This is a genomic window from Acinetobacter septicus (genome assembly GCF_019355975.1).
Classification (GTDB): domain Bacteria; phylum Pseudomonadota; class Gammaproteobacteria; order Pseudomonadales; family Moraxellaceae; genus Acinetobacter; species Acinetobacter ursingii.
On the sequence record NZ_CP079898.1, the window covers coordinates 127962 to 142963 of the forward strand.

Genomic DNA, 15002 nt, shown 5'->3' on the forward strand with positions numbered 1-15002 from the left:
GGTCAGATGATTAAACCTTATACTTTGTTACTAATAGTGCGTATTTGGAAATAGGGAATTGCTTTTTAGTAATAAGCAAATGGCATATTGATTGCTTAATCCATTATACAATCGCAATGTGTCTTAGAAGTGTATTCAAATAAATATTTCCTTTAAGACCATATACATATAGCAACACAGTATGCTCAAACTTTTTGTAGGGACTATGTTATGTCAACTCCTAACCCTTCAGCAGACTTGTTAGAGCGCTTATTTAAACTAAGCGAAAATAAGACAAGCTTTAGAACTGAAGTGCTTGCAGGTGTAACGACCTTTTTGACGATGTGTTATATCATTATTGTCAATCCACTAATTTTGTCTGAAACTGGAATGGATCATGGTGCGGTCTTTGTCGCAACCTGCTTGGCTGCCGCAATTGGCTGCTTGGTCATGGGGCTAATCGCCAATTATCCAATCGCACTTGCTCCTGGTATGGGGTTAAATGCTTATTTTACCTACTCAGTTTGTCTGGGCATGGGTGTGCCGTGGCAAACTGCCTTAGCCGCAGTTTTTATTTCGGGTCTTATTTTTCTGGCAATCAGCTTTTTAAAAATTCGTGAAGCGATTGTGAATGCCATCCCGATGTCACTCAAATTTGCGATCGGGGGTGGGATTGGCTTATTCCTTGCGCTAGTAGCACTCAAAAATTCGGGCATTATTGTAGCAAACCCAGCGACGTTAGTCGGTTTGGGTGATATTAAACAGCCAACTGTTTTATTGTCACTACTTGGGTTTTTGATGATTGTAGTGATGCATCACTTTCGAATCCGTGGTGCGATTATTATCAGTATTCTGGTCATTACAGCTATTTCAACATTCATGGGTTTGAATCAATTTAAAGGTGTCGTTGGTGAGATTCCATCATTAGCGCCGACTTTCCTACAAATGGATTTTGAAGGACTATTTACCGCAAGTTTGATTGGCGTTATTTTTGTCTTCTTCTTGGTCGATTTGTTCGACAGTACTGGAACACTGGTTGGTGTTTCACATCGTGCGGGTTTATTGGTCGATGGCAAATTACCGCGTTTGAAAAAAGCCTTATTTGCAGATTCGACTGCGATTGTTGCAGGGGCTGCTTTAGGAACTTCTTCGACTACACCATATATTGAGTCTGCATCAGGGGTGGCCGCAGGTGGTCGTACGGGTTTGACTGCGGTGGTAGTCGCTTGTTTATTCCTTGCTTGTTTGTTTTTGGCTCCTCTTGCTCAATCAGTCCCAGGTTTTGCCACTGCTCCAGCACTTTTATTTGTTGGGGTGTTGATGATTCAAGGGATCACTAATATTGATTGGGAAGATATTACAGAAGCTGTTCCTGCGTTTTTAACCATTGTCTTTATGCCATTTGCTTATTCAATTGCAGACGGTATTGCGATGGGCTTTATTAGCTATGCCTTGATTAAATTACTGACAGGCAAAGCTAAAACTGTCCCATATATGGTTTGGATCGTAGCAGTACTTTGGGCATTTAAGTTTGCTGTATTTGGCGGTTAATTTTTATTGAAGAAAAAAGGGTGCAGAGTGTTTTCTGCGCCCTTTGTTATTTTGGAGTTATTATGAATCAAGTTGAGTTAATTCGTGCTTTACCCAAAGCCGAATTACATGTGCATATTGAAGGCACGTTTGAGCCTGAATTGATGTTTGAAATTGCACAGCGCAATCATATTCAGATTCCTTATCAGTCGGTCGAAGAAATCAAACAAGCTTATAACTTTCATAATTTACAGTCATTTTTAGACATCTATTATGCGGGCGCAAATGTTTTGGTACATGAGCAGGATTTTTATGATCTGGCTTGGGCATACTTCGAAAAATGTGCTGAAGATAAAGTCGTGCATACTGAAATGTTTTTTGATCCGCAAACGCATACTGAGCGTGGAGTTGAATTTGCGACAGTCTTGAACGGGTTAAAACGCGCTTGTACTGATGCAAAAGACAAACTAGGCATTAGCTCTCAACTGATTATGTGTTTTTTACGTCATTTAAGCGAAGAAGATGCATTTAAAACGCTCGAACAAGCATTGCCATTTAAACATGACATTATTGCTGTTGGATTAGATTCTAGTGAGGTTGGACATCCGCCGTCCAAGTTTGAACGTGTTTTTGCTAAAGCACGTGAAGCAGGTTTTTTAATTGTCGCACATGCAGGTGAAGAAGGTCCGCCAGAATATGTGTGGGAAGCACTGGATTTGCTTCAGGTCAATCGTATTGATCATGGCGTGCGATCAGACGAAGATCCAGCTTTATTGCAGCGTTTGATTGATGAAAAAATGCCATTAACGGTTTGTCCGCTCAGTAATTTAAAGCTTTGTGTCGTAGAGGATATGACTGAACACAATATTCACCGTTTACTCAAACAAGGTGTACATGTCACGATTAATTCAGATGATCCCTCTTATTTTGGTGGTTATATGAATGATAATTTTCTTGCGGTTCATGCTGCTTTGAATTTATCCAACGATGAGCTAAAACAATTGGCGATCAATTCATTTGAAGCCTCTTTTATCGATTCTGCTGAAAAGCAGAAATGGATTGCAACTATCCAACAGCTATAAAAAAATAGAATATTGAATTAAAAAACGCATCTGAATGAGATGCGTTTTTTATGGAATTTGTTTAAGGGATTATTTGGGTTGTCTGGTCATGCTGATCAACACATGATCTTTGTCAATAAAATGATGTTTAAGTGCTGCCAAAATGTGTCCAACGACAAGAAGCCCTGCAAACCATGAAAGATAAATATGCATCGGTTTTACGATCGCCATCACTTCAGGATTTTCACCAATCAGTTGAGGGATATTAAACAGGTAAAGCACAGGTGCAGGGTGTCCAGCACTCCAGCTAAATAAGCAGCCAGTAATTGGTAATGCCAATAGAATAAAATATAGGGCTAAATGACCTGCATGTGCCAGTTTTTTCATTAAAGGGGACATATTGTCTGGAAGTTGTGGTGCAGGATGGGTGTATCGCCAAAAAAGTCGAATCATGACAAGGAAAATAATGGTCGTTGCAATATTCTTGTGAAGAGTAATGACATCACCTTTAAAGCTGCCGTCAGTTTCATAGCTTAAAAAATTACCACTATAAAAACCAATGATCCACGCCGTAATAAAGATAATAGCCATAATCCAGTGTAAATATTGTGCCGTTCTGGTGTAGTACTGGCTAGAGTTAGACATGAAATGATGCCCTTTTACAATTGCGAATTATCACGCGAGAATAGACGAGAAGACACCTTGAAAAAATGGGGCTACTGTAACGAAGCGTTTTTTTAATGAAACGATCAAAACCGCCATACATACTGAGCTAGTGATGATTGATTTAATTTAGCGCTTTTCTACAAATTAGTTATTTCATCGTAGGCTGGCTTTAGGCAAAATAGCTAAAATTTTTTTGGAAACAGCGATGAAAAAATCACTATTCGGTTTGACTGCATTTGTCTTGCTTTTAACAGGTTGTGCAACAGATGGTTCGATGAATACAGCGACAAATACTACTGAGCAATTAAGCATGACTGCCTTGAAAATTGCGGTAAATAACAAAAGTATGAATGAAATCAATACTATTCCTGCTTGGCAAACTGCTTCTAAACTGATGACTGCTGATCAAAAACAGGATATTCAAACTGAAATTTGTGGCTGTGTCAGTGAAAAAGCACCTTATAGCGTTACCGCCGCAGATTTAGCAAATGCCACCTTTGATCCAAATGCAAGAGCCGCAATGGTAGGTCAAGTGGTGTCGAAAACGGTAACTGCCTGTGTAAATGAAACGTTCCAACAAACTTTGACGAAATAAATCATTATGATTATTGCTGGTGTAGATGAAGCAGGGCGAGGGCCGTTAGTGGGGTCGGTAGTCGCTGCGGCGGTTATTTTAGATCCGAATAACCCGATTCAAGGCTTAAATGATTCTAAAAAACTGACTGAAAAAAAACGTGAAAAACTGTTTGTTGAGATACAGGAAAAAGCGTTGGCTTGGTCAATTGCGGAAGCAACGCATACTGAAATTGATGAACTCAATATTTTACAGGCGACTTTTCTGGCCATGAATCGCGCTGTAAATAATCTGAAAATTCAACCAAATAAAGTGATTGTGGATGGTAATCAAATTCCAAAAGGAATGAGCATCAGTTGTGAGGCGATTGTCGGCGGTGATGCAAGCCATGCTGAAATTAGTGCGGCCAGTATTTTAGCCAAAGTTGCGCGAGATCGACAAATGAAAGCGCTGGATGAGAAATATCCTGTCTTTGGTTTTGCAAAACATAAGGGATATCCTACCAAAGCTCATTTTGAAGCCATCACCAGTCATGGGGTGATCGATGAACATCGTCGTAGCTATGCACCTGTAAAGAAAGCACTCGCACTGGATGTTTGATCATCTAGGCCATAGAAATATTTAAAGCGGCTTGTAAGCCGCTTTAATCATCAACAACAATATATTCTTAACGATTAAAATTGTTTTGAGAGAAATTATCATCTTCAAATGAAGGCTGATAGTCTTGATCAAGATGTTGAAGGTGTTCATGCATGGCACGTTCGTGTTGAATACGTTGGTAGATTTCTTCACGGTGCACAGATACTTCTTTTGGTGCATTCACACCAATACGAACCTGATTACCTTTAACGCCAAGCACAGTTACACTGACTTGATCCCCAATCATTAATGTTTCTCCGACACGACGGGTCAGAATCAGCATGTTTATCTCCTTGCTAAAACGCTAAACCTGCGATAGTGGTTTAAGAAACCGAAATTACAACCTCAGAATTAGAGAAATAATTAACAGAATCAATAAAAAAGATGTTGTATTTAATGATGCTGCTTAATTTTTCTAAATACATAGGTGCTAATAAAACAGAGCCACTATAGAAAAAACTACAGTGGCTCTATTTTTTTGACACAAATTGTTGAAAAGTGATCTATTTCACAATTTGTTTGATCAAAGTTTATGCACGTGCACTACTTTCACCATGTTCACGATCCAGACCAAATGCGGTATGTAGCGTACGAACTGCAAGTTCCAAATAGTTTTCTTCAATTAAGACTGAAATTTTGATTTCTGAAGTTGAAATCATCAAAATATTGATACTCTCGTCTGCAAGAGCGATAAACATTTTACTTGCAACACCCGCATGAGAACGCATACCCACACCGACGATTGATACTTTGACGATATCATCACGTGTTGCAACTTCACGCGCGCCAATATTTGCTGCGGTTTCTTTCAGAATTTTTTCAGCTTTGGCAAGATCACCACGATTGACAGTAAAAGTGAAATCAGTTGTACCATCTTCTTCGACATTTTGGATGATCATATCGACTTCAATATTAGCAGCACTGATTGGAGCCAAAATTTTAGCAGCAACACCTGGCTCATTAGCTACACCTAAAATGGTCAGCTTAGCTTCATCACGGTTAAATGCGATACCTGAGATAATCGGTTGTTCCATATCGTCTTCTGCCTCAGTGGTAATTAAAGTACCTACGTTTTGTTTAAAGTCTTCATCAAATGCACCGTCGTCGTCATTGTCAAAACTAGACAAGACACGCAGCGGCACCTGATATTTACCTGCAAATTCAACTGAACGAATCTGAAGGACTTTAGAGCCTAAAGAGGCCATTTCCAGCATTTCTTCAAAAGAAATACGATCCACTTTTTTGGCTTTTGGTGCAACACGTGGGTCCGTGGTATAAACACCATCCACATCGGTATAAATCTGGCATTCATCTGCTTTTAAGGCTGCTGCAAGCGCAACACCCGTGGTGTCAGAACCACCACGACCTAATGTCGTGGTATTACCTTCATCATCGACACCCTGAAAGCCTGCGACAACCAATACACGACCGACATCAAGATCGGCCGTCATCACATCAGTATCAATCGCTTCAATACGTGCCTTGTTATACGCGCTGTCAGTTCTAATCCCAACCTGACGACCTGTATAGGATTTAGCTTCTACACCAATTGAATTAAGTGCCATTGCTAACATGGAAATCGTCACCTGTTCACCTGTAGACACCATTTGGTCTAATTCACGTGGATCAGGTGTTTCAGTAATGGCTTTGGCAAGTGCAAGTAAGCGGTTGGTTTCACCACTCATTGCAGAAACCACCACTACAACCTTGTGGCCGTGATCATGCCAACGCTTCACACGACGAGCAACATTTAAAATGCGCTCAGGAGTCCCCATTGAGGTCCCGCCATATTTCTGTACGATTAATGCCATAGTTGTTCCATATAAGCCATGACTCTGAGAGGCTTAATTCAGAGTCAGTTACACAAAAGTGAAGTCTTAGTGCTGTCCAAGCCAGACAGGGAGAGCTGTCATAACCTGTTCAAACTTCTCGTTTAGTGGCGCGCCACCTTGTGCTAAGTCAGGTTTACCACCACCTTTACCACCGAGTTCGGTCGCAAGATGTTTAATGATATCGCCTGCTTTTAGATGTGCTGTATATTGTTTGGCAACCGATGCAATCAGACTGACTTTGTCATCTTCGACACCTGCCAATACAATCACAGCATCCTCTAATTTTGATTTCACACTGTCGTGTAGGTTACGAAGTGATTTCGCATCCATGTTTTGAACAGTGGTGATCAGGGTAGAACGACCCGCAACGGTTTGAACTTGGCTTAAAAGTTCAGTCGCCTGAAAGTTTGCTAACTTTTGGTTAAGCTGTTCAATCTGCTTTTGCAACGCTGAGGTATGTTCTACCGCAGCCTGAACACGTTCTACTGTTTGATCTTTTTGTGCTTTTAATAAGCTGTTGATCTGTTGAATGTCACTATCGGCTTTTTGTACAACTTCAAGTGCTTTGGTACCTGTGACGGCTTCAATACGACGGATACCCGCCGCAACACCGCCTTCAGACGTAATTTTGAATAGGCCAATGTCGCCAGTACGCTGTACATGAATACCACCGCAAAGTTCAATCGAGAAGTTACGCTCGTCAATCACTGAACCCATGGAAAGTACACGAACTTCATCGCCATACTTTTCACCAAATAACATCATGGCGCCTTTGGCTTTGGCAGATTCAATATCGAGTAGTTCAACGCCAACAGCTGTATTGGCAATCACTTCGCGATTCACCAATTGTTCCACTTGTTGCAATTGCTCAAAAGTCACGGGTTGGTCATTGGCAAAGTCAAAACGTAAAATGTCGCTGGCAACCAATGAACCTTTTTGTTGAACATGTGTGCCTAAAATTTGACGAAGTGCAGCATGTAAAAGGTGGGTAGCGGAGTGGTTACGCGCAGTTGCAGCACGAATGTCTGCTTTAACGGTCGCTTCAACCTGTTGAGAGGCTTTTAAGCTACCCATGGTGACGATACCCTGATGCACAAATGCACCACCAGATTTTTTGGTATCTTGAACTTCAAAAATCCCTGTCTCGTTTTTGAATAGACCAGTATCGCCAATCTGGCCACCGCTTTCTGCGTAGAAAGGCGTTTGATTTAAAACGATTAAAGCTTCATCACCTTCAACGATTTCATCAACTTGCTCGCCATCTTTATAGATTGCGATAATTTGACCTTGACCTGCGGTCGCATTGTAGCCATCAAATTGTGTTTCGCCGTCCACTTTAACAATGCTGTTGTAGTCGACTGCAAATTTACCAGCATCACGTGCACGGCGACGCTGTGCTTCCATTTCACGTTCAAAACCGACTTCATCGATTTCCAGATCGCGTTCACGAGCAATATCAGCGGTTAAATCGGTTGGGAAGCCATAAGTATCATACAGTTTAAATACCGTTTCGCCCGCAATCACTTTGCCAGTAAGTTGCGCAAGTTCACCTTCAAGCAGTTTTAGGCCTTGCTCAAGGGTTTTGGCAAATTGTTCTTCTTCTTTAATTAAAGTCGCTTCAATGCGTGCCTGATCATGTTTAAGTTCAGGGTAAGCTTCACCCATGACGTCGATTAAAGGCTGAAGCATTTTATAGAAGAACGTACCTGTTGCACCAAGTTTATTACCATGACGTACTGCACGACGGATGATACGGCGCAATACATAGCCACGACCTTCATTAGACGGATTAACACCATCAGCAATCAGGAAACAGCAAGAACGGGCATGATCCGCCACAACACGAAGGGAAGGTTGAGCTTGATCTTGAACGCCAATAATTTCACAGGCAGATTTGATCAGATGCTGGAATAAATCAATGTCATAGTTTGAATTGACATGTTGCAGTACCGCACTAATACGCTCCAAGCCCATGCCAGTATCGACCGATGGAGCTGGAAGAGGGTGCAATACGCCATCCGCAGTCCGGTTAAACTGCATAAAAACGTTATTCCAGATTTCGATAAAACGGTCGCCATCTTCTTCTGGTGTACCGGGTAAACCACCCCAGATATGATCGCCATGATCAAAGAAAATTTCAGAACAAGGACCACATGGTCCAGTATCACCCATTGCCCAGAAGTTATCAGATGCGTATTTTTCGCCTTTATTATCGCCAATACGAATAATGCGTTCAGGCGCTAAACCAATTTCTTTGTTCCAGATGTCATAAGCTTCATCATCGGTGTGATAAACCGTGACATAAAGCTTATCTTTCGGTAAGCCTAACCATTGTTCGCTGGTTAAAAAGTCCCATGCAAATTTAAGTGCATTTTCTTTGAAGTAATCACCAAAAGAGAAATTACCGAGCATTTCAAAGAAAGTATGGTGACGGGCAGTATAACCGACATTATCCAGATCGTTATGTTTACCGCCTGCACGCACACATTTTTGTGATGAAACAGCGCGCACATAATCGCGTTTTTCCAGACCTAAAAAGCAATCTTTAAACTGGTTCATGCCGGCATTAGTAAACAGCAACGTTGGATCGTTGGCGGGTACAAGTGAACTCGACGCGACACGTGTGTGGCCTTGCGATTCAAAATAACGCAAAAAAGCTTCACGAATTTCAGCAGATGTCATAAAACGAGTACTCACGACCAAGTCACTCCATAAATTCAAATAGGTTATATGCAGACAGTGCATCGTTTAAACAAAAACGATGAAGGATGAATGCGTGGCGTAGATTTCAAAAGTGCCAAATTATAACGGAAAAACCCTGTTCAACCAATGATTTTACCGAGAAATGATGACAATTCTATGCAATCGTTTGATCGAGAATTGTCAGCGTATGTGATCAAAAAAGCAGTAAATTTCCAGAATGCCTATATTTGTTAAGGCAATTCAGCTTAATTCACAAATCATAGGGAAACCAAATGATCGTTAATGATAATTTCTGATTGGTTAAAAAATAACAAACTCGTCTAAACTCTCGATTCAATTGTATCATCGTGATAATCAATGTTTTAACATAGAGTCTGATCGCTTATATAAAAGGATAAATCATGCAACGTATTGCCATTAATGGGTTTGGTCGAATTGGCCGAAATGTGTTACGTGCATGGTTTGAAAATCCAAAACGATTTCATTTTGATATCGTGGCGATTAATGACATCGCTGATGTCGAGACATTGGTGCATTTATTTAAATATGACACGACGCATGGTCGTTTTCACGGTGAAGTTGCGATCAAGATCGAAGATGAGAAAATCTTCTTGCATATACAGGCGTTTGGTCGTGAATTAAAGCTACAGGTGTTTCGTGAAGAGGCGCCTGAAAATTTACCGTGGAAAACTTTAGAAATAGATGTTGTCCTCGAATGCACTGGATTATTTCGTTCACACGCCGATGCAATTCGACATTTAGGGGCAGGAGCAAAACGGGTCATTATTGGTGCTGCACCCTTTGATGAGGTGGATGCGGCGATTGTCTACGGAATCAATCAATCAGAAGTCAAAGCTACAGATCGTATTATTTCCAGTGTCTCATGTACCACGCAAGCGCTGGTACCCTTAGTCAAAATTATTGATGATGCCTTTGGGATAGAAACTGCGCTGATGACTGAAATTCATGCAGTGACTGCTGATCAGTCGGTACTCGATCATGCACATCGTGATTTACGTCGCGCTCGCGCATCGGGACAAAACATTATTCCGACCACATCAAGTGCTTTAAATGCGCTGAAAAGAGTGATGCCTAAAATGGAAAGTAGAATTGATGGTTATTCGATTCGAGTGCCAACGATCAATGTCGCTGCAATTGATCTCAGTTTTGTGTCGCAAAATCCAGTCAATGTGCATCATTTAAATGAAGTATTAATAAAAGCGGCAAAAAATGACTATGCCGAAATTATGTCTGTGACAGATGAAGCACTTGTTTCAAGTGATTTTAATCATTCACCTTATTCATTGATTGTCGATTTAACTCAAACTATGGTCGTGGGTCGCCAAGCAAAAGTTTTTGCGTGGTATGACAATGAGTGGGGCTATGCCAACCGATTGCTGGATTTGTGTGAATCATTTCATTAAGCTAAGTTGAATGTGTTGCTTTTTATATTTCAAAACTTAAAGCTTCTATGATTTAAATTAAATCTAAATCAACATGGATACTTTTGAGATATCTTTAATAGACTTCTTTTTATAAGTGTATAAGTGCCTTTTATTTCTCCCTATGGGGGGAAATAAAAAAAGGTTTAAACAATGATGAAAGAAGGCTAATCAACATAATTTGAATAACGCAAGAAATTCAGGGGAAAACAATGCTTATCTGGCTATTTATTATTATTTTAATGATCGCGGTTCTAATTTTAATTGTTTTGCAATTTCGCAAAGAGCAAAATTCACTCACTGACGAAACTCAGAATCGCAAGCTTGAAGAAAAAGTGGTGATGCTAGAAAGTAATTTGAAAAAGACTTTGGAAATTATGCAGGATCTTGCAAAAAGTGTTCAGGTTGATCGAGAATTGCTCAATCAAACTGTGCAAAAATCGAAACTTTTAGAGTTGCAGAATGCAGAACTAATTGCTCTGATCACTCAATATGTGGGGCATGCAGAAGATTTTAAGCGCCTCAATGAGTCTGAGAAAGATGACCTGAAATAATCATCAAATCAAAAGCCAAGCTATAAATTTAATTTTCCTAAAATTCTCAGGTGCATGGCAACTACGAACGTGTTAGACTTGGAGAAATCGGGTGTGTTCCCGATTTTTTTATGCGGATTGATTCCGCCTTGAGCAAATTTTAGGTTTGAAACATGCCGATTTCAGAGACATGGTTGTTACCTGATGGGGTAGCAGATGTATTACCAGAACAAGCGCAAGTCGTAGAAACTTTGCGTCGACATACACTCGATTTTCTTGCATCTCGTGGTTATCAGTTGGTGTATACACCATTTATCGAATACATCGAATCGTTGTCTTTATTATCTGAATCAAATCATGATTTGGATTTAGTCACCTTTAAAGTGATAGATCAACTTTCTGGGCGCTTATTGGGTGTCCGCGCAGATATGACCCCTCAAGTTGCTCGTATTGACGCTCATGTTCGTTCTATCGAAGGTGTAGCGCGCTACTGTTATGCGGGTACAGTTCTTCATACCAAACCACAAAATTTTAATTCTTCTCGTGCACCTTTGCAGTTGGGGGCGGAGCTTTATGGTCATGACAGCATCGAAGCTGATGTTGAAATGATTGATGTGATGTTGGGTTTAATTCAACAAGCCAAAGCTTTAGACGGTGTTCATCTGGATTTGGGACATGTAGGCTTGTTCCGCAGTTTGGTAGAACGCGCTGGGTTAAATAAACAGACGGAACAAGATTTATCTGATCTGTATCAACGCAAAGCACTTCCAGAGTTAGAAGAATTTACCCAAGATTTAGCTTTTGGATCAGACTTTTATGCCCTTGGGCGCTATGCCAGTGATCTTGATGCACTTGAGCGCCATTTAAGTGATGAAGTGCTGAATGACGTTGCCTTCCAAGACGCGTTAAATGCACTTAAATCCACACTGATCCAAATTCAGTCACGCTGGCCAGCACTACAAATCGGTATCGATGTGGTCGAACTTCGTAGTTATCACTACCATACTGGTCTAATGTATGCGGTTTATGCTCCTAATCGTGCTGCACCACTGGCACAGGGTGGTCGTTATGATGGCATTGGTGAACATTTTGGTCGTGCGCGTCCAGCAACAGGGTTTAGTTGTGACTTGTACGCGCTTTGTGCAGGGCAATTTAAACAGATTGAAACGATTGTCGCACCAAATGGTCAGGATCAAAGTTTGTTAGAAGCCATAGCAGTCGCTCGCCAACAGGGTTTGGCTGTGATTCAGTTATTAGGCGAAGATGACTTAAGCTCAGTTCCTTATGCAACGCATCAGTTGCGACATGTAAACGGTACATGGCAGATCGAAAAGATTTAAGGGTTTATTTGTCAGACATGCACAGCAAATAAACGTTCAATTTTAACAGCATGATGTAATGAGGCTATTATGGGCAAAAATGTTGTGGTACTTGGTACCCAATGGGGCGACGAAGGTAAAGGTAAGATCGTCGACCTGCTCACAGATCAAGCGGCAGCTGTGGTTCGCTATCAAGGTGGGCACAATGCAGGTCATACTCTTGTCGTAGGTGGAAAGAAAACTGTTTTACACCTCATTCCATCAGGTATTTTACGTGATAACGTACTGTGCTTAATTGGTAATGGCGTGGTGCTTTCTCCAGCTGCTCTCATTGAAGAAATGGATATTTTGGAAAAAGAAGGCGTTCCAGTTAAAGAGCGTTTACGTATTTCTCCAAACTGTCCTTTGATTTTGCCAAACCATATTGCACTGGATCAGGCGCGTGAAAAGAAACGCGGCAATGCCAAAATTGGTACGACTGGTCGTGGTATTGGTCCAGCGTATGAAGATAAAGTGGCTCGTCGTGCTGTGCGTGTTGCAGACTTGGTGCGTGGTGGTGCAGCACTTGAAGAAAAACTTCAGGAAATGCTTGAGCTACATAACTTCCAATTGACTCAATTCTACGGTGTCGAAGCTGTTAAGTTTGAAGATGTATTGGCACTTTGTAATCAATGGCGTGAAGTTTTGGCACCATTAATTATCGATGTGACTCAGGTTCTACACGACTATCGTAAAGATGGTAAAGCCATCATGTTTGAAGGTGCGCAAGGCTCGTTACTTGACATCGATCATGGGACTTATCCATATGTGACCAGTTCAAACACCACTGCGGGTGGCGTAAGTTCGGGTTCGGGTATGGGACCATTGCATTTGGACTATGTTTTAGGGATCACAAAAGCATATACCACACGTGTCGGTGCAGGTCCGTTCCCAACTGAATTGCACTATGATGCTGCGACTGATACAGGTGATGCGATTGGTCGTCATTTGGGTACTGTTGGACATGAGTTTGGCGCTTCAACGGGTCGTCAACGTCGTTGTGGTTGGTTTGATGCTGAAATTCTACGTCGTTCAGTCGATGTAAACTCACTTTCAGGAATTTGCTTGACTAAACTTGATGTACTAGATGGTTTGGAAGAAGTCAAAATTTGTGTCGGTTATGAAAATACTGATTCTGGTTGTATTGGTTCATCGGATGCAGTTTCATTTGAAAGTTTAAAACCGATTTATGAAACCATGCCAGGCTGGACAGATTCAACAGTAGGTTTGACCAGTGTTGATCAACTTCCTGCAAATGCATTGGCCTATGTAAAACGTATTGAACAACTAATCGAATGCCCAATTGATATTATTTCAACGGGTCCAGATCGTGCTGAAACAATTGTGCTACGCCACCCATTTTCTGCGTAAACACGTTCTTACGACTAAAGAGAGCACCTAACGAGGTGCTTTTCTTTTATGATAAAACTGATTTTTTTTATAAAAATGGGAAAATAACGTCGGCATGAAGCTACAACCACATATTGCACAAACGATTTTTTATTCGCTGTTATTTGCAATTGGCGGTGCGCCCACGATTGCCATGTGGATTATTTCTTTACAGACCAATGATCCAAACCTATTTATGGCAGCTTTTATGGGCTTAACTGTGATTATTGCTTGTGTTATTTTACCTGTGATTTTATTACAAAATGCTTATTTGCTTTTTAAGCGAAACGATTTAAATCTTGAAGACAAAATTAAGCCACTATTGAGATTTTATTTTATTGTGAATGTGATTTGTTTAATTTCATGGATTTTATTTATTTTTCGATAGAATTACATAAATCTAATGATATTCATCTCATTTATTTCAAACATTTATCTATAATGCACGTCAAAACAGCAAGTTAAATAGTTTTGTCTTGTAAGGAGATGCTTTTAATGAATAAAAAAATAGTATTTAGTTTTTTAACCGCTACGATGATGACACTTGGCGGTTGTGCGACTTTTGCGGACATGGCAGGTGCAGACTCTGCAACCCTGAATGCGACAGCAGCACAGGGCTTCAGTAAAATGACAACTGAAGCGCGACAAAAGGGTCAGTTGGATACTTCTTCCGCCACATATCGTCGTATTAATACGGTGATGCAACGCTTAGTTCCTTATGCAAACCAGATGAATCAAACGGGTCAGCCATTTCAATGGCAACTGGCAGTGTTGAAGTCAGATACAGTCAATGCTTATGTCGCGCCTGGTGGTAAAGTAGTGTTTTATACAGGTATTGTGAATAAACTGAACCTTACGGATGCTGAAATTGCTGCGGTGATGGGTCATGAAATGACACATGCGTTGGAAGAACATTCAAAAAGTAAAATTGGCGCTGAAGCTCTGACTGGTTTAGCACTCAATATCGGTAAAGCTTATGCAGGGGATAGCATTGGTCAGCTAGGCTCAGCTGCACTTGATTTGGGAAGTCAGGTTGGGGTGGGTTTGCCTTATTCGCGTAATCTTGAAAGCCGTGCAGATTTTGGTGGATTAATGCTAATGGCAAAAGCGGGTTATAATCCTCAAGCTGCGATTACTCTGTGGGAAAAAATGAACAAACTTGATGGTGCAGGCGCAGGACCATCATTCTTGTCAACACATCCATCAAATGCACAGCGAATTAATGATATGCGTAAGAACTTGCCAGCCGCGATGGCAGTTTATAATAATCGTCGTTAATTTTATTCAATGTCAGAA

14 protein-coding genes are annotated in these 15002 nt (G+C 40.8%); 10 read left to right on the top strand and 4 right to left on the bottom strand.

Annotation, left to right across the window (positions count from 1 at the left end):
• Window positions 1–210 precede the first annotated feature (210 nt).
• Window positions 211–1530 (top strand): NCS2 family permease, encoded by a 1320-nt coding sequence (locus I6L31_RS00730; RefSeq protein ID WP_004989736.1) that lies wholly within the window; start codon window positions 211–213, stop codon window positions 1528–1530.
• A 62-nt stretch (window positions 1531–1592) separates the two neighbouring features.
• Window positions 1593–2591, top strand: coding sequence for an adenosine deaminase (locus I6L31_RS00735; protein ID WP_005003761.1), 999 nt, complete (start codon window positions 1593–1595; stop codon window positions 2589–2591).
• A 69-nt stretch (window positions 2592–2660) separates the two neighbouring features.
• Here I6L31_RS00735 and I6L31_RS00740 read toward each other — a convergent pair whose 3' ends face one another.
• Window positions 2661–3215 (bottom strand): cytochrome b, encoded by a 555-nt coding sequence (locus tag I6L31_RS00740; RefSeq protein ID WP_005003763.1) that lies wholly within the window; start codon window positions 3213–3215, stop codon window positions 2661–2663.
• A gap of 226 nt (window positions 3216–3441) precedes the next feature.
• Here I6L31_RS00740 and I6L31_RS00745 point away from each other — a divergent pair, with 226 nt between their 5' ends.
• Window positions 3442–3831: a hypothetical protein gene (locus tag I6L31_RS00745; RefSeq protein ID WP_005003765.1), complete on the top strand. Its 390-nt coding sequence runs from the start codon at window positions 3442–3444 to the stop codon at window positions 3829–3831.
• Window positions 3832–3837: 6 nt separating this feature from the next.
• Window positions 3838–4410 carry a ribonuclease HII gene (gene rnhB, locus I6L31_RS00750; RefSeq protein WP_005003767.1) on the top strand — a complete coding sequence of 191 codons (573 nt, stop codon included), beginning with the start codon at window positions 3838–3840 and terminating at the stop codon, window positions 4408–4410.
• A 67-nt stretch (window positions 4411–4477) separates the two neighbouring features.
• Here rnhB and csrA read toward each other — a convergent pair whose 3' ends face one another.
• From csrA to alaS, 3 genes are all read right to left on the bottom strand, one after another.
• A complete protein-coding gene (gene csrA / locus I6L31_RS00755) occupies window positions 4478–4732 on the bottom strand; it encodes a carbon storage regulator CsrA (RefSeq protein WP_004989721.1) in 255 nt (84 codons plus the stop codon).
• Window positions 4733–4979: 247 nt separating this feature from the next.
• Complete coding sequence (locus tag I6L31_RS00760) at window positions 4980–6260, bottom strand: aspartate kinase (RefSeq protein ID WP_004998416.1); 1281 nt, start codon at window positions 6258–6260, stop codon at window positions 4980–4982.
• A 66-nt stretch (window positions 6261–6326) separates the two neighbouring features.
• Window positions 6327–8963, bottom strand: coding sequence for an alanine--tRNA ligase (gene alaS, locus I6L31_RS00765; RefSeq protein WP_005003770.1), 2637 nt, complete (start codon window positions 8961–8963; stop codon window positions 6327–6329).
• Window positions 8964–9385: 422 nt separating this feature from the next.
• Here alaS and I6L31_RS00770 point away from each other — a divergent pair, with 422 nt between their 5' ends.
• The 6 genes from I6L31_RS00770 to I6L31_RS00795 all read left to right on the top strand — a co-directional run bounded on the left by I6L31_RS00770 (window position 9386) and on the right by I6L31_RS00795 (window position 14984).
• Window positions 9386–10408, top strand: coding sequence for a type I glyceraldehyde-3-phosphate dehydrogenase (locus I6L31_RS00770; protein WP_005003773.1), 1023 nt, complete (start codon window positions 9386–9388; stop codon window positions 10406–10408).
• A gap of 230 nt (window positions 10409–10638) precedes the next feature.
• Complete coding sequence (locus tag I6L31_RS00775) at window positions 10639–10980, top strand: hypothetical protein (protein ID WP_004989711.1); 342 nt, start codon at window positions 10639–10641, stop codon at window positions 10978–10980.
• 152 nt (window positions 10981–11132) lie between these two features.
• A complete protein-coding gene (locus I6L31_RS00780; RefSeq protein ID WP_005003777.1) occupies window positions 11133–12299 on the top strand; it encodes an ATP phosphoribosyltransferase regulatory subunit in 1167 nt (388 codons plus the stop codon).
• A 69-nt stretch (window positions 12300–12368) separates the two neighbouring features.
• Window positions 12369–13688: an adenylosuccinate synthase gene (locus I6L31_RS00785; protein ID WP_004989707.1), complete on the top strand. Its 1320-nt coding sequence runs from the start codon at window positions 12369–12371 to the stop codon at window positions 13686–13688.
• Between the two features lie 94 nt (window positions 13689–13782).
• Window positions 13783–14094: a hypothetical protein gene (locus tag I6L31_RS00790; RefSeq protein WP_005003779.1), complete on the top strand. Its 312-nt coding sequence runs from the start codon at window positions 13783–13785 to the stop codon at window positions 14092–14094.
• Between the two features lie 107 nt (window positions 14095–14201).
• The gene (locus I6L31_RS00795) at window positions 14202–14984 is read left to right on the top strand and encodes a M48 family metallopeptidase (protein WP_005003781.1); all 783 of its coding nucleotides are present in this window, start codon (window positions 14202–14204) and stop codon (window positions 14982–14984) included.
• Window positions 14985–15002: the final 18 nt, after the last annotated feature.

Coding starts and splice junctions, on each gene's coding strand:
- I6L31_RS00730 (WP_004989736.1), top strand. CDS start 211: ATGTCAACTCCTAACCCTTCAGCAGACTTGTTAGAGCGCTTATTTAAA.
- I6L31_RS00775 (WP_004989711.1), top strand. CDS start 10,639: ATGCTTATCTGGCTATTTATTATTATTTTAATGATCGCGGTTCTAATT.
- I6L31_RS00790 (WP_005003779.1), top strand. CDS start 13,783: ATGAAGCTACAACCACATATTGCACAAACGATTTTTTATTCGCTGTTA.
- I6L31_RS00740 (WP_005003763.1), bottom strand. CDS start 3,215: ATGTCTAACTCTAGCCAGTACTACACCAGAACGGCACAATATTTACAC.
- I6L31_RS00770 (WP_005003773.1), top strand. CDS start 9,386: ATGCAACGTATTGCCATTAATGGGTTTGGTCGAATTGGCCGAAATGTG.
- I6L31_RS00780 (WP_005003777.1), top strand. CDS start 11,133: ATGCCGATTTCAGAGACATGGTTGTTACCTGATGGGGTAGCAGATGTA.
- I6L31_RS00785 (WP_004989707.1), top strand. CDS start 12,369: ATGGGCAAAAATGTTGTGGTACTTGGTACCCAATGGGGCGACGAAGGT.
- alaS (WP_005003770.1), bottom strand. CDS start 8,963: ATGACATCTGCTGAAATTCGTGAAGCTTTTTTGCGTTATTTTGAATCG.
- I6L31_RS00735 (WP_005003761.1), top strand. CDS start 1,593: ATGAATCAAGTTGAGTTAATTCGTGCTTTACCCAAAGCCGAATTACAT.
- I6L31_RS00745 (WP_005003765.1), top strand. CDS start 3,442: ATGAAAAAATCACTATTCGGTTTGACTGCATTTGTCTTGCTTTTAACA.
- csrA (WP_004989721.1), bottom strand. CDS start 4,732: ATGCTGATTCTGACCCGTCGTGTCGGAGAAACATTAATGATTGGGGAT.
- I6L31_RS00760 (WP_004998416.1), bottom strand. CDS start 6,260: ATGGCATTAATCGTACAGAAATATGGCGGGACCTCAATGGGGACTCCT.
- rnhB (WP_005003767.1), top strand. CDS start 3,838: ATGATTATTGCTGGTGTAGATGAAGCAGGGCGAGGGCCGTTAGTGGGG.
- I6L31_RS00795 (WP_005003781.1), top strand. CDS start 14,202: ATGAATAAAAAAATAGTATTTAGTTTTTTAACCGCTACGATGATGACA.